11 protein-coding genes and 2 tRNA genes are annotated in these 16,367 nt (G+C 67.0%); 4 read left to right on the top strand and 9 right to left on the bottom strand.

Annotation, left to right across the window (positions count from 1 at the left end):
• Positions 1–2: 2 nt before the first annotated feature.
• The 3 genes from BDO18943_RS39135 to gltX form a co-directional block, all read right to left on the bottom strand.
• Positions 3–75: transfer RNA gene (locus BDO18943_RS39135), tRNA-Glu, on the bottom strand.
• Between the two features lie 141 nt (positions 76–216).
• A tRNA-Ala gene (locus tag BDO18943_RS39130) sits at positions 217–292 on the bottom strand.
• A gap of 128 nt (positions 293–420) precedes the next feature.
• The gene (gene gltX, locus BDO18943_RS39125; RefSeq protein ID WP_089450854.1) at positions 421–1,830 is read right to left on the bottom strand and encodes a glutamate--tRNA ligase; all 1,410 of its coding nucleotides are present in this window, start codon (positions 1,828–1,830) and stop codon (positions 421–423) included.
• Positions 1,831–2,110: 280 nt separating this feature from the next.
• Here gltX and BDO18943_RS39120 point away from each other — a divergent pair, with 280 nt between their 5' ends.
• Positions 2,111–3,025, top strand: coding sequence for a patatin-like phospholipase family protein (locus tag BDO18943_RS39120; protein WP_175026359.1), 915 nt, complete (start codon positions 2,111–2,113; stop codon positions 3,023–3,025).
• Between the two features lie 147 nt (positions 3,026–3,172).
• On the opposite strand, the gene BDO18943_RS39115 is transcribed toward BDO18943_RS39120, so the two are convergent.
• From BDO18943_RS39115 to BDO18943_RS39090, 6 genes are all read right to left on the bottom strand, one after another.
• Positions 3,173–3,847: a C40 family peptidase gene (locus BDO18943_RS39115; protein ID WP_175026358.1), complete on the bottom strand. Its 675-nt coding sequence runs from the start codon at positions 3,845–3,847 to the stop codon at positions 3,173–3,175.
• 128 nt (positions 3,848–3,975) lie between these two features.
• A complete protein-coding gene (locus BDO18943_RS39110; protein WP_175026357.1) occupies positions 3,976–5,598 on the bottom strand; it encodes an ABC transporter ATP-binding protein in 1,623 nt (540 codons plus the stop codon).
• Positions 5,595–6,692, bottom strand: a complete 1,098-nt coding sequence (locus BDO18943_RS39105) for an ABC transporter permease (protein ID WP_175026356.1) — start codon at positions 6,690–6,692, stop codon at positions 5,595–5,597. The genes BDO18943_RS39110 and BDO18943_RS39105 overlap by 4 nt, the downstream gene beginning before the upstream one ends.
• 48 nt (positions 6,693–6,740) lie before the next feature.
• Positions 6,741–7,784 carry a microcin C ABC transporter permease YejB gene (locus tag BDO18943_RS39100; RefSeq protein ID WP_175026355.1) on the bottom strand — a complete coding sequence of 348 codons (1,044 nt, stop codon included), beginning with the start codon at positions 7,782–7,784 and terminating at the stop codon, positions 6,741–6,743.
• 52 nt (positions 7,785–7,836) lie between these two features.
• Complete coding sequence (locus BDO18943_RS39095; RefSeq protein ID WP_175026354.1) at positions 7,837–9,720, bottom strand: extracellular solute-binding protein; 1,884 nt, start codon at positions 9,718–9,720, stop codon at positions 7,837–7,839.
• A gap of 143 nt (positions 9,721–9,863) precedes the next feature.
• Positions 9,864–10,232 (bottom strand): hypothetical protein, encoded by a 369-nt coding sequence (locus BDO18943_RS39090; RefSeq protein WP_011352503.1) that lies wholly within the window; start codon positions 10,230–10,232, stop codon positions 9,864–9,866.
• Positions 10,233–10,528: 296 nt separating this feature from the next.
• Between BDO18943_RS39090 and BDO18943_RS39085 the strand changes: the two genes are divergently transcribed.
• From BDO18943_RS39085 to BDO18943_RS39075, 3 genes are read left to right on the top strand one after another with little or no spacing between them, the layout of a single operon-like run.
• Positions 10,529–13,747: an efflux RND transporter permease subunit gene (locus BDO18943_RS39085; RefSeq protein ID WP_175026353.1), complete on the top strand. Its 3,219-nt coding sequence runs from the start codon at positions 10,529–10,531 to the stop codon at positions 13,745–13,747.
• Positions 13,737–14,912: an efflux RND transporter periplasmic adaptor subunit gene (locus tag BDO18943_RS39080; protein WP_175026352.1), complete on the top strand. Its 1,176-nt coding sequence runs from the start codon at positions 13,737–13,739 to the stop codon at positions 14,910–14,912. The genes BDO18943_RS39085 and BDO18943_RS39080 overlap by 11 nt, the downstream gene beginning before the upstream one ends.
• Positions 14,905–16,320, top strand: a complete 1,416-nt coding sequence (locus tag BDO18943_RS39075) for an efflux transporter outer membrane subunit (RefSeq protein WP_175026351.1) — start codon at positions 14,905–14,907, stop codon at positions 16,318–16,320. Before BDO18943_RS39080 ends, BDO18943_RS39075 begins: the two co-directional genes overlap by 8 nt.
• Positions 16,321–16,367 lie beyond the last annotated feature (47 nt).

Genomic DNA, 16,367 nt, shown 5'->3' with positions numbered 1-16,367 from the left:
GGCGTCCCCTAGGGGATTCGAACCCCTGTACTCACCGTGAAAGGGTGATGTCCTAGGCCTCTAGACGAAGGGGACAAAATCTTTTCAGATCTGTCTGACTTTCGCTATTCACTTTTCAATCAACAGCGAAGGCCGAAATTCTAACTGCTTTGAATCATTTTGTGAAGCATTTATTACTACCACTGCTGCTTCGCAAATCAATCCAGCTTGTTCTGATGGTGGAGGTAAGCGGGATCGAACCGCTGACCTCTTGCATGCCATGCAAGCGCTCTCCCAGCTGAGCTATACCCCCTTGCAGAACAGAAATGAGATTATATGGAGCTACTTTGAACTTGTAAATACCCTTTTTGCGATTCGAGCGAAATTTTTTGCGAAGCTGCCGCGATGTCACGCACGGGCAGCTTCGCTTGCCCCCGAACCTCAGGCCAGCGCGGCCTCGATGCGCGACACCACGACGTCGCGACCGAACAGCACGAGCACCGCATCGATCGACGGCGTGTGCGTCGTACCCGCCACCAGCAGACGCACCGGCATCGCGAGTTGCGGCATCTTCAGCTTGTGCGTGCCGAGCGTCGCCTTCAGCGCGGCGGACACCGCTTCCTTCGTCCAGTCGGCCGCCTTCAGCGCCGCGACGAGATCGGCCAGCGCCGGACGCACGACGTCCGTCACGTGCTGCGCAAGCGCATCGGCTTCCGGAGCCGGCACACGGTAGAACATCGTGGCGCCTTCCGCGATCTCCTTGACCGTCGTCGCGCGGTCCTTCATCAGCCCGACCACGGCTTCGAGCGCAGGGCCCGTCGCGATCGCCGCATCGTCGATGCCGAGTGCGGCGAGGAACGGCTTCGCCAGTTCGGCCAAGCGTGCGTTGTCCGCTTCCTTGATGTAATGCGCGTTCAGCCAGCTCAGCTTGCTGTGGTCGTACTGCGCGGGCGACTTGCCGAGATGCTCGAGATCGAACCATTCGACGAACTGCTCGCGCGTGAAGATCTCGGCATCGCCGTGCGACCAGCCGAGGCGCGCGAGATAGTTGACGACGGCTTCAGGCAGGAAGCCCGCGTCGCGGTACGCCATCACGCTCATCGCGCCATGCCGCTTGCTCATCTTCTCGCCCTGCTCGTTCAGCACGGTCGGCAGGTGCGCGTAGACGGGCGGCTCGCCGCCGAGCGCATTCAGGATGTTGATCTGGCGCGGCGTGTTGTTCACGTGGTCGTCGCCACGGATCACGTGCGTGATGTCCATGTCCATGTCGTCCACCACCACGCAGAAGTTGTAGATCGGCGTGCCGTCCGGGCGCGCGATCACGAGGTCGTCGAGCTCTTCGTTCGAGATCTCGACACGCCCCTTCACGGCGTCGTCCCACACGACCGTGCCCGTCAGCGGATTGCGGAAGCGCAGCACCGGCTTCACGCCAGCCGGCGGCTCCGGCAGCACCTTGCCGGGCTCCGGACGCCACGTGCCGTCGTAGCGCGGCTTCAGGCCGGCCTCGCGCTGGCGTTCGCGCAGCGCGTCGAGCTCCTCGGCCGACATGTAGCACGGATATGCGAGACCCTTCTCGAGCATCTGCGCGAGCACCTCGCGATAGCGGTCCATCCGCTGCATCTGGTAGATCGGGCCTTCATCGAAATCCAGGCCGAGCCATTGCATCCCTTCGAGGATTGCGTCGACCGCTTCCTGCGACGAGCGCTCGACGTCGGTATCCTCGATGCGCAGCACGAACGTGCCCTTCATCTTGCGGGCGAACGCCCACGGATAGAGCGCGGAGCGGATGTTGCCGAGGTGGATGAAGCCGGTGGGACTCGGCGCGAAGCGGGTACGGACAGGACGGGTCATAAACGGTAACTCGAACGCCTGGGGCGCATGAATGATTCGACGCGGGATCGACGGCGGCAGCCCGGACAGCAACGGGGCCGGCGACGCCCGGAACGGGAAAGAAGCCGGAATTATACTCGCGCCGGACATCGCGCCAAGCGCGCCGCTTGCTTTATGATGTGCGCGCCGCGGCCGCCAGCCGGCGCGGCACCGGCCGCACGGAACCCGCTGCGCGGCCGCTCGGAACCTATCGCCGCCGCGGGCCGTGTAACCCGCCGCCAAGCCGCCGGAGAACCATTCGATGTCGTCCCCTCGCCTGTCGCGCCGCCATTTCACGATCGCCGCCGCGTCCGCCAGCCTCGCCGCCTGCACGTCGTTCGGCGACAAATCCCGCCCCACCACCGCACAGACGCAGGAAAAGCCCGTGAAGATCGGCATCGCGCTCGGCGGCGGCGCCGCGCGCGGCTTCTCGCACATCGGCGTGCTGAAGGCGCTCGAAGCGCGTGGCATCCCGGTCGAAATCGTCGCGGGCACGAGCGCGGGCTCGGTGGTCGGCGCACTCTATGCATCGGGCATGAGCGCGCTGCAGATCAACAAGATCGCGCTCGACATGGACCAGGCGGCGATCAGCGACTGGGCGCTGCCGTTCCGCTCGCGCGGGCTGCTGCAGGGCGTGGCGCTGCAAAACTTCCTGAACAAGACGCTCAACAACCGGCCGATCGAAAAGATGGCGAAGCCGCTCGGCATCGTCGCGACCGATCTGCAGAACGGTCAGCCGATCCTGTTCCAGCAGGGCAACACGGGGCTCGCAGTGCGTGCGTCGTGCAGCGTGCCGTCGGTGTTCGAACCGGTGAAGATCGGCAACCGCGAGTATGTCGACGGCGGCCTCGTGAGCCCGGTGCCCGCCTCGTACGCGCGCAAGATGGGCGCGAGCTTCGTGATCGCGGTCGACATCTCGGCCCGGCCGGACGGCGCGGCCACCAACAACCCGATCGAGATGCTGCTGCAGACCTTCACGATCATGGGCCAGACGATCAAGACCTACGAGCTCGACAAGTACGCGGACGTCGTGATCCGCCCGAGTCTCAACGCGATGGGCGGCAGCGACTTCAACCAGCGCAACGCCGCCATCCTCGCGGGCGAGGAAGCCGTCGCGCGCATCATGTCGGAACTGCAGCGCAAGCTCGCGGCAGCGCGTGGCGTGGCTGCCGCGTAAGCACACCGTGCGCTGGCCGGCGCGCGCCGCCGGCCTGTGTGCGGCGAGGCAGTTGCCGGCTCACCGTTTGCACCGCCCCAAAACAAAAAACCCTGCCGCCTTTCGGTGACAGGGTTTTTTCGATCCGGCCGGACTGGCCGTCGAACGTCAGTTGTTGCCGTTCGCCGAATCGTCGCCGATCGTCGCGCGCACGCGCTGACGCAGATCTTCCGGCTTCATCGGGAATTCCGATTCGATCCGGCGCGCGCCCGTGAAACGCTTTTCCCAGTAGCCGTTGTCGAGATCGTCGACGCGGACGGTGCTGCCCGTCGACGGCGAGTGCACGAACTTGTTGTCGCCGATGTAGATGCCGACGTGCGAGAACGTACGGCGCATCGTGTTGAAGAACACGAGGTCGCCCGGCTTCAGGTTGCTCATGCTCACCTTCTCGCCGACGCGGCTCATCTCTTCCGCGCGACGCGGCAGCGACATGCCGAGCGTGTCCTGGAACACGTAGCGCACGAAGCCGCTGCAGTCGAGGCCCGAATCCGGCGAGTTGCCGCCCCAGCGGTAGCGCACGCCGATCATGTTCAGCGCGCCGACCACCACGTCGCCCGCCTTGCCGGCCATGCCGGCGAGGAACGACTTCGCACCGCCGCTCGACGGCTGCGCGCTGGTCTGCTGGAGGGAGGAACCCGACCCGATCTGAGTCGAATTGGTGACATTCTGGTTAAAACTGCTGACTTCGTCGGCGAACGCGCCGGGAGCTGCTGCGAACAGGGCGCCGATGAACAGCCCGGCGATGGTGCGCGCGCATGCCTGGGTCAGGGATCGATGCTGCATTGGTCGATGGAATGTGCTTAAAAATCAGCTGATTGGCGGAAAATTTCGGTCGATACTAGCCAGCGCGTAATCGTTTGTCAAAACAAATTAATAAATACAATCGAGATGGTCAGACCATTGGCGGCCTATCACGCTTTCCAGACCGCTTTCAACAGCTTTTGTGTGTAAGGATGTGTCGGTTTGGTGAAGATGTCGGCCACCTCGCCCGACTCCACGATCGCCCCGCCCTGCATCACCGCGACACGGTGCGCCATCGCCCCGATCACCTCGAGATCGTGGCTGATGAATACATAGCCGAGGTTGTATTTCTGTTGCAAATTCGCGAGCAGTTTCAGCACCTGCTGCTGGATCGACACGTCGAGCGCGGACGTCGGCTCGTCGAGGATCAGGATGCGCGGCTCCAGCACCAGCGCGCGCGCGATCGCGATCCGCTGGCGCTGCCCGCCCGAGAATTCGTGCGGATACCGGTGCAGCACCGTGCGGTCGAGGCCGACTTCGCGCAGCACCGCGAGCGACTTCGTGCGACGCGCATCGGGCGTCATGTCCGGGCGATGCAGCTCGAGCCCTTCGCCGACGATCCGCTCGATCGTATGACGCGGCGAAAGCGAACTGAACGGATCCTGAAAGACGACCTGCATGTTCGAGCGCAGCGCGGTCTGCTCGCGACCGCGATAGGTCGACAGCGCGCGCCCCTGGAATTCGATCGTGCCGCCAGCCGTCTTCTGCAGGCCGAGCAGCGCCATCGCGAGCGTCGACTTGCCTGACCCCGATTCGCCGACGATGCCGAGCGTCTCGCCCTGCCGCACCGATACCGACACGTCCGCGACGGCCGTCACCGGCACCGAGCCGAACCAGCCCGCGATGCCCGGCCGCTTGCGCGCGAACTGCACGCTCACGTGGTGCGCGTCGAGCACGACGGGCGCGATCGGCATCACCGGCGCGACCGTGCGTTGCGGCCGGCTGTTCAGCAGTCGCTGCGTGTACGGATGCTCGGGGTCCGCGAAGATCCGCTCGACGGGCCCGCTCTCGACGAGCCGGCCATGCTCCATCACCGCGACGCGATCCGCAAAGTGCCGCACGAGATTCAGGTCGTGCGTGATCAGCAGGATCGCCATCCCGCGCTTTTCCGCTTCCTCGCGCTGCAGTTCCAGCAGCAGATCGACGATCTGCGCGCGGATCGTCACGTCGAGCGCGGTGGTCGGTTCGTCGGCGAGCAGCAGCCGCGGCCGGCACGCGAGCGCCATCGCGATCATCGCGCGCTGCCGCTGGCCGCCCGACAACTGGTGCGGATAACTGTCGACCCGCTTCTCCGGCTCCGCGATGCCCGTGCGCGCGAGCAACGCGATCGCCCGCTTGCGTGCCTCGACGGCCGAGACGCCGTCATGCAGCACGATCGTCTCGCCGATCTGCACGCCGATCGTATACAGCGGGTTGAGCGCCGTCATCGGCTCCTGGAAGATCATCGCGATGTCCGAGCCCCGCAGCCCGCGCATTTCGCGCTCGCTCTTCGCCACCAGATCCTGCCCCGCGAAGCGGATCGTGCCGCTCACGTCGGCGTCGCGCAGCAGCCGCAGGATCGACAGCGCGGTGACGCTCTTGCCCGAACCCGACTCGCCGACCAGCGCGACGCGCTCGCCGCGGCCGATCGCGAGCGTCACGTCGTCCACCGCGACCGTGTCGCCGAAGCGCACGTGCAGATGCTCGAGCGACAGCAGCGGCGCTTGCTGCGTCGGTACGGTCGACTCGCTCATCGCTGGCCTCCCGCCGCGCGCACCGAGTCGGCGATCCGCGTGTCGAGTGCGTTGCGCAGCGCGTCGCCCATGAAGGTCAGCAGCAGCAGCGTCGCGACCAGCACGCCGAAGGTCGACAGCGAGATCCACCAGGCGTCGAGATTGCCCTTGCCCTGCGCGAGCAGCTCGCCGAGGCTCGGGGTCGGCGGCGGCACGCCGAGCCCGAGGAAATCGAGGCTCGTGAGCGCGAGGATCGAGCCGCTCATCCGGAACGGCAGGAACGTGATCACCGGCGTGAGACTGTTCGGCAGCACGTGGCGCCAGATGATCTGCGCGTTCGTGAGCCCCATCGCACGCGCCGCGCGCACGTAATCCTGCGTGCGGTTACGCAGGAATTCCGCGCGCACGTAATCGGCGAGCCCGATCCAGCCGAACAGCGACAGCAGCACGATCAGCAGCAGGAAGCTCGGCTCGAAGATCGACGCGAAGATGATCAGCAGGTACAGCTCGGGCAGCGAGCTCCAGATCTCGATCAGCCGCTGCCCGACGATGTCGATGCGTCCGCCGAAGAAGCCCTGCACGGCGCCTGCGGCGATTCCGAGCAGCGTGCCGATCACGGTCAGGATCAGCCCGAACTCGACCGACACGCGGAACCCGTACACGAGCCGCGCAAGCAGGTCGCGCCCCTGCGCGTCGGTGCCGAGCCAGTTCGCGCGCGACGGCGGCGCAGGGTTCGGCACGTTCGAGAAGTAGTTCAGCGTGTCGTAGTAGTAACGGTTCGGCGGGTAGACGACGAAATTGCCGGGAGCCTCGAGCCGCTTGCGCACATACGGATCGAGATAGTCGGCCGGTGTCGGGAAATCGCCGCCGAAGGTCGTCTCCGGATACGCATGGAACAGCGGGAAATAGTACTGGCCGTCGTAACGCACGACGAGCGGCTTGTCGTTCGACCACAGCGGCGCGGCCACGCTCGCGGCGAAGGCCACGAAAAAGATCACGAAGCTCCAGTAGCCGAGGCGCTGCTGCCGGAAGCGTTGCCATACGCGGCGCGCGGGCGACGGCGACACGCGGGCGCGCGCCGCGTCGATGCGGGAAGACACGACGGTCCGGTTCATCGCGCACCTCGCCCGGTGACGCCGGGCATGCAGACGGACGGTTTCATGTCAGCGCTCCAGGGTGTCGAATTGAATGCGCGGATCGACCCACACATAGCAGAGATCGGAGATCAGCTTGGTCGCGAGCCCGATCAGCGTGAACAGGTACAGCGTGCCGAGCACGACCGGATAGTCGCGCCGCACGACCGATTCGTACGACAGCAGCCCGAGGCCATCGAGCGAGAACAGCGTCTCGATCAGCAGGCTGCCGGTGAAGAACGCGCCGATGAACGCGGCCGGGAAGCCGACGATCAGCGGCAGCATCGCGTTGCGGAACACGTGCTTCCACAGCACGCTGCGCTCGGAGAGCCCCTTCGCGCGCGCGGTCAGCACGTATTGCCGGCGGATCTGGTCGAGGAACGCATTCTTCGTGAGCATCGTGACGACCGCGAAGCTGCCGACGACCGAGGCCGTGATCGGCAGCGCGATGTGCCACAGGTAATCGAGCACCTTGCCGACGAGCGACAGCTGGGCGAAGTTGTCCGACGTGAGCCCGCGCAGCGGGAACAGCTGCCAGAACGAGCCGCCGCCGAACAGCACGAGCAGCAGCACGCCGAGCACGAAGCCCGGAATCGCATAGCCGACAAGCACGACGAGGCTCGTCGCGACGTCGAACGGCGAACCGTTGCGCACCGCCTTCGCGATGCCGAGCGGCACCGATATGAGGTACGTGAGGAAGAACGTCCACAAACCGATGCTGATCGACACGGGCAGCTTCTGCACGATCAGCGACCACACGCTCTGGTGGCGGAAGTAGCTGTCGCCGAGATCGAAGCGTGCGAAGCGCTTCAGCATCAGCCAGTAGCGTTCGAGCGGCGGTTTGTCGAAACCGTACAGCGCCTTGAGCTGCGCGAGCTGCTGCGCGTCGACGCCGGTATGCGCACGCATCCCGAATGGCGCCGCACCCTGCTCCGTCGCGCCCTTGCGCAATTCCTGCACGGCCTGTTCGACGGGGCCGCCCGGCACGAACTGGATCACCGCGAACGTGAGGGTCAGCACGCCGATGAGCGTCGGGATCATCAGCAGCAGGCGTTTGAGGATGTAGCTCCACATAGGGCGTCGACTCGCGATCGGTAGGCGGGGTTGGACGTTGGGGCGGCGTGGCTCAGTGATCGGGCTTCGCCCACCAGGTCGACACGACCCAGCCCTCGGCCGAATAGTACAGCGGCAGCGTCTGCGGATAGGCGAGCGTGCGCTTGTACGCGATCCGGTGCGTCGCGCTGTACCACTGCGGAACCGCGTAGTAGCCGTGCATCAGCACGCGGTCGAGCGCGTGGGTCGCGTCGAGCAGCTCGTCGCGCGTCTGCGCGACGGCGAGCGCGTGCAGCAGTACGTCGACGGCCGGTGACTTCAGGCCAATGACATTGTCCGACCCAGGCTCATCCGCGAACTTGCTGGCATAACGCGCAAACTGCTCGGCACCCGGCACCTGCACCCCGACGTAACGGATCGGTGTCACGTCGTAGTCAAACGCGTCCAGGCGCTTTTGCAGCAGCGCGTAATCGGCCGTGCGAAAGCGCACGTCGATGCCGAGCTTCGCAAGATTGCGCTGGTAAGCCGCCACGATCGCCTTGAACGGGGAGCCCGCGTCGTCAAGGATCTCGAATGTGAACGGCTCTCCTTGCGCGTTGCGCAACGCGCCGTCACGATAGGTCCAGCCCGCCTGCTCGAGCAACGCACGCGCCTTCAGCAAGTTCGCGCGCAGCGAATTGGGCGGGTTCGTAGTCGGCTGCACGACCATCGGACCGAACACGGCCGGATCGAGTTGCGCGCGCAACGGTTCAAGAAGCTTGAGTTCACCCGCCCCCGGCAAACCGGTTGCCTGCAAGTCGGTATCGGCAAAGTAACTGTCGAGGCGCGTATAAGCGCCATAGAACAGTTGACGGTTCAGCCATTCAAAGTCGAGCGCGAGATCGAGCGCCTGGCGCACACGCACATCGCGAAACAGCGGCCGGCGCAGGTTCATGAAGAAGCCCTGCATGCCCGCGCCGTTGTGCTGCCGAAACTCGCGCTTGATCAACTCGCCACTGTCGAAACGCTTGCCGATATCCTGCCGCACCCAATTGCGCGCAATGTTCTCGACAAGCACATCGTATTCACCTGCCTTGAACGCCTCGAGCCGCGCGACACCTTCGCCGTAGAGCTTGTAGGCGATCCGCTCGAAGTTGTTGGTGCCCACCCGTACCGGCAAGTCGGCGCCCCAGTATGCCGGGTCGCGCCGATAGGTGATGTTCCGGCCGTTGTCGTAACGCTCGATCAGGTAAGGGCCGCTGCCGATCGGCTGCTCGAACGCGAGCTGGTCGAACGGGATGCGCGAGCCGTCCGCGCGCAATCCCCACTTGCGCGAGAACACCGGTACACCGCCGGCGATCAGCGGCAGTTCGCGGTCCGCGCTGCGGAACTCGAAGCGCACGGTGGCCGGATCGACGACCACGGCCTTCGTGATCTCCGCGAAATACGCGCCGAACTGCGGCGCGGCCAGCTTGCTCTTCAGCGTATCGAACGAGAACTTGACGTCGTCGGCGGTGACACGATCTCCGTTCGAGAAGCGCGCGCGCGGATTCAGGTGGAACGTGACCGAACGACGGTCCGGCGCGATGTCGATGTCGTCGGCGAGCAGTCCGTACGCGGACGCCGGCTCGTCCGAGCTGCCGGTCACGAGGCTCTCGAACAGCATGTCGATGCCCGGCGCGGCATTGCCGCGCATCGTGTACGGGTTGAACTTGTCGAACGACGTCAGCCGGTTCGGGTTCGCCAGCACGAGCGTGCCGCCCTTCGGCGCATCGGGGTTGACGTAGTCGAAATGCTTGAAGCCCGGCGGATATTTCGGCTCGCCGTACTGTGCAATGGCGTAGGCCGCGTGCGCAGCGGTCGCGGCCAGCACCGCTTGCAGCGCGAACACCGCGGCCGTGCGGCCGGCAGCCCGTACGGCACGCATCGCACCGGAGCGGACACGCGCGGCGGCGGCCCGGGGCGAACCCTTCGTCATAGAGGCCCTGTCGGTCGAATGAGGGTAGTAACGAGGGACGATTCTACCCATTCAAGCCGGCGAGCCAAAAGAAAACCGCCACGCGGGCGGTTTCTTCACGAGCGGATCGCGGGCGCGCGCATCAGGCGGGCGCGCCCTGCCGATCAGTGCCAGCCGTTGTGGCGGCCGTTGTCCCAGTGGCCACGATCGCCGCGATCACCACCCCAGCCGCGGCCGTGATGGCGGTACCACTCGTCACGGCCCCAGTAGCGACGGCCGTCCCAGTAGCGGTCGCCATGCCAGCCGATCACGATGGTCGGCCCCGGCGCGTAGACAGGGGCCGGCGCGTAGACCGGCGCAGGCTGATAGACGACCGGCGGCGGAGGCGGCGGCGCATACACGGGTGCGGGCGCGACGTAGACCGGCGCCGGAACGCCGAGATTGATCCCGACATTGACTCCTGCCATTGCTGCGCCCGACACGAGCAAGGCCGTCATACCGGTCAAGAGCGAGGCAACACGCAAAGTCTTCATGGATTCCTCTTCTGGTTGTTTCATGTGTGATTCGACTATAACGGCAAGCGCCGTCTCCGCATATTTCCACTTTGTAAGAACTGATGCGCCGCATCGCAACGAGAAGCCCGCGCTAACGTCTTGTAACAATCGACGCCCGTCCTGCCCCTCGCGCCCGTTTCCTAAAACATCTTTCATCCTGGCCCGCGCTCTGCGTTAAGCCGCGCCACGCACACTGCGCGAGCCGAATCGGGCTCCCGCCGCGCTTCGGCAATTCGCTGACAGGCCGGCGCCCCGCGCCGGCGGAGAACTCGCCGATGCTGAAACTCGTCCGACTGGCGCTCGCGCGCCCCTACACGTTCATCGTCCTCGCACTGCTGATCCTGATCGCGGGGCCGCTCGCGGCGCTGCGCACGCCGACGGACATCTTCCCCGACATCCGGATTCCGGTCATCAGCGTCGTGTGGAATTACTCGGGCCTGCAGCCGGCCGACATGGCCGGGCGCATCGTCACCTACTACGAGCGCACGCTCGGCACGACGGTCAACGACGTTGCGCACATCGAGTCGCAGTCGTTCCGCAGCTTCGGGATCGTCAAGATCTTCTTCCAGCCGACCGTCGACATCCGCACCGCGACCGCGCAGGTCACGTCGATCTCGCAGACCGTGCTCAAGCAGATGCCGCCGGGCACCACGCCACCGCAGATCCTCAACTACAACGCATCGACCGTGCCCGTGCTGCAGCTGGCGCTGACGAGCGACACCCTGAACGAACAGCAGCTCGGCGACTACGCGACCAACGTGATCCGGCCTCAGCTGCTGTCCGTCGCCGGTGTCGCGATTCCGTCGCCGTACGGCGGCAAGGTGCGCCAGGTGCAGATCGATCTCGACCCGCAGGCGCTGCAGGCCAAGGGGCTGTCCGCGCAGGATGTCGCGACCGCGCTGGCGCAGCAGAACCAGATCATCCCGGCCGGCACGCAGAAAATCGGCGGCTTCGAATACAACATCCGGCTCAACGACAGCCCGCTGACCATCGACCAGCTCAACGCGCTGCCGATCCGGTCCGTGAACGGCGCGGTGATCTTCATGCGCGACGTTGCACACGTCCGCGACGGTTATCCGCCGCAGGGCAACATCGTCCGCGTCGACGGCCGTCGCGCGGCGCTGATGAGCGTGCTGAAAAGCGGCTCGGCGTCGACGCTCGACATCATCTCGGGCGTCAAGGCGCAGTTGCCGCACATCGAGGCGACCCTGCCGCCGTCGCTCAGGCTCGTCGTGATGGGCGACCAGTCCGTGTTCGTCAAGGGCGCCGTGAGCGGCGTGGCGCGCGAAGGCCTGATCGCCGCCGCGCTCACGTCCGCGATGATCCTGCTGTTCCTCGGCAGCTGGCGCTCGACGCTGATCATCGCCGCCTCCATTCCGCTCGCGGTGCTGGCCGCGATCGCGGCGCTCGCGGCCGCGGGCGAGACGCTCAACGTGATGACGCTCGGCGGACTCGCGCTCGCGGTCGGCATTCTCGTCGACGATGCCACCGTCACGATCGAGAACGTCAACTGGCACCTCGAACAGGGCAAGAACGTGCGCGATGCGATCCTCGACGGCGCGTCGCAGATCGTCGCGCCGGCCTTCGTGTCGCTGCTGTGCATCTGCATCGTGTTCGTGCCGATGCTGCTGCTCGACGGCGTCGCCCGCTTCCTGTTCGTGCCGATGGCCGAAGCCGTGATCTTCGCGATGATCGCGTCGTTCGTGCTGTCGCGCACGTTCGTGCCGATGATGGCCCGTTACCTGTTGAAGCCGCATGCCGCGCATCCGGAAGCCGTGCTCGCGCCACACGGCGCGCCGTTCCCGCCGCCGCACTCGCGCAATCCGCTCGTCGCGTTCCAGCAGGGGTTCGAACGCCGCTTCGCCGCGTTGCGTGCCGGCTACCGCACGGTGCTCGGCCTCGCACTCGCCCATCGCGCACGCTTCGTCGCGTTGTTCCTGGCCGCGGTCGCGGTGTCGTTCGTGCTGGTGCCGTGGCTCGGACGCAACTTCTTCCCGTCGGTCGACGCGGGCGAAATCGCGATCCACGTGCGCGCACCGATCGGCACGCGCATCGAGGAAACGGCCGCCTTGTTCGACCACGTCGAGCAGACGGTGCGCGGCGTCGTGCCGCCGCGCGCGGTCGCGAGCATCGTCGACAACATGGGGCTGCCGAACAGCGGGATCAACCTCACGTACAGCAACAGCGGCACGATCGGCCCGCAGGACGGCGACATCCTCGTGTCGCTCACGGGCGACCACGCGCCGACGGCCGACTACGTCAAGCAGTTGCGTACGGTGCTGCCGCGCACGTTTCCCGGCGCGACGTTCTCGTTCCTGCCCGCCGACATCGTGAGCCAGATCCTCAACTTCGGCGCGCCCGCCCCGATCGACGTGCAGGTGACGGGCCCCGACCGTGCCGCCAACCGCGCCTATGCCACCGAGCTGTTGCGGCGCATCCGCCGCGTGCCCGGGGTTGCCGACGCGCGCGTCCAGCAGGCGTCGACCTATCCGCAGTTCACGGTATCGGTCGACCGCACGCGTGCAGCGCAACTCGGCATCACCGAGCAGGATGTCACCAATGCCGTGGTGGCGAGCCTGTCCGGCACGAGTCAGGTGTCGCCGACCTACTGGCTCGACCCACACAACGGCGTGTCGTATCCGATCGTCGCGCAGACACCTCAGTACCGGATGACGTCGCTATCGGACCTGCGCGCGCTGCCCGTCACGGGCCGCACGGGCGCGCCGCAACTGCTCGGCGGTCTCGCGACGATCGTGCGTGGACAGACCGACGCGGTCGTGTCGCACTATGACATCGCACCGCTGTACGACATCTTCGCGACGACCCAGGATCGCGATCTCGGTGCGGTCAGCGCCGACATCGAACGCGTGCTGCGCGACAACGCGGCCGGCTTGCCCAAGGGATCGCGCGTCACCGTGCGCGGCCAGGTACAGACGATGAACAGCGCATTCGGCGGGCTGCTCGCGGGCCTCGCCGGCGCGATCCTGCTGATCTACCTGCTGATCGTCGTCAACTTCCATTCGTGGCGCGACGCATTCGTGATCGTGAGCGGCCTGCCCGCCGCGCTCGCCGGCATCGTCTGGATGCTGTTCGTCACGCGCACGCCGCTGTCGGTGCCGGCACTGACGGGCGCGATCCTGTGCATGGGGGTCGCGACCGCGAACAGCATCCTCGTCGTGACCTTCGCGCGCGAACGGCTCGCGCATACCGCAGACGCGGCCGTCGCCGCGCTCGAGGCTGGTTTCACGCGCTTTCGGCCCGTGATGATGACCGCGCTCGCGATGATCATCGGCATGGCGCCGATGGCGCTCGGTCTCGGCGACGGCGGGGAGCAGAACGCGCCGCTCGGCCGCGCGGTCATCGGCGGCCTGCTGTGCGCGACCGTCGCGACGCTGGTGTTCGTGCCCGTCGTGTTCAGCCTCGTCCACCGGCGCGATCGCGCGCCTCGTTCCGAATCCCTGCCCCTCACTCCGGGAGAACAGCATGTCCACTGAATTCGACGTCCGCCCCCCTGGCACGCCGCGCTATCTCAAACCGCTCGCGATCGCGGGCGCCGTCGCCGCGCTCGCCGTCGCGGCGACCGGGCTCGTCGCACGCATGCACGATGCGCACGCGGTGGCCGCCTGGACCGTGCAACAGGCGATCCCGACCGTCGCGACGGTGGCACCGCAGCCGGCCGGGGCCGACGCGCTGGTGCTGCCCGGCCGGCTCGACGCGTACGTCGACGCACCGATCTACGCGCGCGTGCCTGGCTATCTGCACGCGTGGTATGCCGACATCGGCGCGCATGTGAAGGCCGGCCAGTTGCTTGCGTCGATCGACACGCCCGATCTCGACCAGCAGTTGCAGCAGGCACGCGCCGACCTTCAAAGCGCCACGGCGAACGAACGGCTTGCGGCCGTCACGGCCGCCCGCTGGGCCGAGATGCTCGCGCAGGATTCCGTCTCGCAGCAGGAAGCCGACGAGAAACGCAGCGACCTCGACGCCAAACGCGCGGCCGTCGCGGCGAGCACCGCCAACGTGCGACGGCTCGAAGCGCTCGAGTCGTTCAAGCGGCTCACCGCGCCGTTCGACGGCATCGTGACGGCCCGCAAGACCGATGTCGGCGCGCTGATCGATGCAGGCAGCGGCAACGGCGCCGAGCTCTTCACCGTCTCGGATGCGCGGCAGCTGCGACTGTACGTCCACGTCCCGCAAGACGACGCGGCCGCGATCCGCGCAGGCATGCGTGTCGCGCTGACGGTCCCCGAGCGCCCCGGCATGACGTTCGACGCCACGCTCGCCGATTCCGCGCAATCGATCGACCCGGCCTCCGGCACGCTGCTCGCGCAATTCTCGATCGCCAACCCGGCGGGCACGCTGTTCCCGGGCGAATACGCGCAGGTGCGGATCGCGATGCCCGGCGCCGCGCATGCGCTGACGATTCCGGCCAGCACGCTGATCTTCCGCCACGACGGACTGCAAGTTGCCGTGCTCGATGCAAGCGGGCATGCGCGGCTGCGCAACGTATCGATCGCGACCGATCTCGGCACGCGCGTCGAGATCGCGTCGGGGCTCGCGGCTGGCGACCGCGTGATCGACAATCCGCCCGATTCGCTCGCGGACGGCGATCCCGTGCGTATCGCCAGCGCCGCGACGACGGAGCGTGCGCATGGCTGACCGTCTGCTCGCTGTGTGCCTGGGCAGTGTCGCGCTGCTCGCCGGCTGCTCGCTGGCGCCGACCTATCGCGCGCCGGCCGTTCCCGTGCCGACCGCGTTTCGCGAAACGGGTGCATGGGTCGATGCCGCACCGGCCGATCGCCTGCCACGTGACGGCTGGTGGCGCGTGTACGGCGATGCGACACTCGACCGGCTCGAACCGCTCGTGGCACGCGCGAATCCCGACCTGGCCGCCGCCGTCGCGCGGCACGACGAAGCCGCCGCGCTGTTCGACGAGGCGCATGCGGCATTGCTGCCGACCGTGGGTATCGATGCCGAGACCGACCGCGACCGTCAGTCAGCGCGCCGCCCGCTGCGCGGCAGCGGCCAGCCCGACACTTATGAGTCGAACACGGTCGAAGCGGGATTCGGCTACGACGTCGATCTGTGGGGCAAGGTCCGCAACACGGTCGCGGCCGGCCGCGACGACGCGCAGGCGGCCGACGACGACCTCGCGTCGGTCCGGCTCAGCCTGCAGGCCGGCGTCGCCAGCACCTACTTCGACCTCGCGGGACTCGACCGTGAAGCGGACACGCTCGCGCAAACGATCGACACGTACCGCCGTGCATGGCAACTGACGGTCAGTCGCCATCGCGGCGGCCTCGCGTCGGGGCTCGACGTGTCGCGTGCGCAAACCCAACTCGCACTTGCGCAAGCGCGCGCGTCCGACATCGCGGCCCGTCGCGCGCTCGACGAGCATGCGATCGCGGCACTCGTCGGCGCATCCGCGTCGACGTTCTCGCTGCCGCCCGCTGCGGCGCTGCCGGGCGTGCCGTCGATTCCGACCGGTCTCGCATCGACGCTGCTCGAACGCCGGCCGGACGTCGCCGCCGCCGAACGCCGCGTCGCAGCCGCGAACGCGCGGATCGGCGTCGCACGCGCCGCCTACTTTCCCGACCTGTCGCTCGGCCTCGACGCCGGCTTCCAGAGCAATACATTTTCGCCGTGGCTCGCTGCGCCAAACGAGATCTGGTCGATCGGACCGCGTCTCGCCATGACGCTGTTCGACGGCGGACGGCGTGCCGCCGGCGTACGCAACGCGCGAGCGCAGTTAGACGAACAGGGCGCACGCTATCGCGCCGTCGTGCTGCAGGCGTTCCGCCAGGTCGAGGACGATCTTGCGCAGTTGCACCGCCTCGGCGACGAATCGGACCAGGACGACGCGGCGCTCGTCGCGGCACGGCATTCGCTTGCGCTGGCGATGTCGCGCTATCGCGACGGCGCAGTCAGCTATCTCGACGTGGTCACCGCGCAGACGACCGAACTCGATACGCAGATCGCGTCGCTCGACGTCGACGCCCGACGCCTGCAGGCATCCGTCGGGCTCGTGCGCGCGCTCGGCGGCGGCTGGCACGACGCGCGTTCATGAACGTTTCTTCATCGGCACGCCGGGCGCCCGCAGGGGCGCACCCGATA

The sequence above is a fragment of the Burkholderia aenigmatica genome, from assembly GCF_902499175.1.
GTDB classification, from domain to species: domain Bacteria; phylum Pseudomonadota; class Gammaproteobacteria; order Burkholderiales; family Burkholderiaceae; genus Burkholderia; species Burkholderia aenigmatica.
This window is presented reverse-complemented; position numbering and strand designations above follow the sequence as displayed.

Bases quoted from the DNA above. Each gene is read 5' to 3' on its own strand.
- gltX (WP_089450854.1), bottom strand. From the start codon at position 1,830: ATGACCCGTCCTGTCCGTACCCGCTTCGCGCCGAGTCCCACCGGCTTC.
- BDO18943_RS39120 (WP_175026359.1), top strand. From the start codon at position 2,111: ATGTCGTCCCCTCGCCTGTCGCGCCGCCATTTCACGATCGCCGCCGCG.
- BDO18943_RS39115 (WP_175026358.1), bottom strand. From the start codon at position 3,847: ATGCAGCATCGATCCCTGACCCAGGCATGCGCGCGCACCATCGCCGGG.
- BDO18943_RS39110 (WP_175026357.1), bottom strand. From the start codon at position 5,598: ATGAGCGAGTCGACCGTACCGACGCAGCAAGCGCCGCTGCTGTCGCTC.
- BDO18943_RS39105 (WP_175026356.1), bottom strand. From the start codon at position 6,692: ATGAACCGGACCGTCGTGTCTTCCCGCATCGACGCGGCGCGCGCCCGC.
- BDO18943_RS39100 (WP_175026355.1), bottom strand. From the start codon at position 7,784: ATGTGGAGCTACATCCTCAAACGCCTGCTGCTGATGATCCCGACGCTC.
- BDO18943_RS39095 (WP_175026354.1), bottom strand. From the start codon at position 9,720: ATGACGAAGGGTTCGCCCCGGGCCGCCGCCGCGCGTGTCCGCTCCGGT.
- BDO18943_RS39090 (WP_011352503.1), bottom strand. From the start codon at position 10,232: ATGAAGACTTTGCGTGTTGCCTCGCTCTTGACCGGTATGACGGCCTTG.
- BDO18943_RS39085 (WP_175026353.1), top strand. From the start codon at position 10,529: ATGCTGAAACTCGTCCGACTGGCGCTCGCGCGCCCCTACACGTTCATC.
- BDO18943_RS39080 (WP_175026352.1), top strand. From the start codon at position 13,737: ATGTCCACTGAATTCGACGTCCGCCCCCCTGGCACGCCGCGCTATCTC.
- BDO18943_RS39075 (WP_175026351.1), top strand. From the start codon at position 14,905: ATGGCTGACCGTCTGCTCGCTGTGTGCCTGGGCAGTGTCGCGCTGCTC.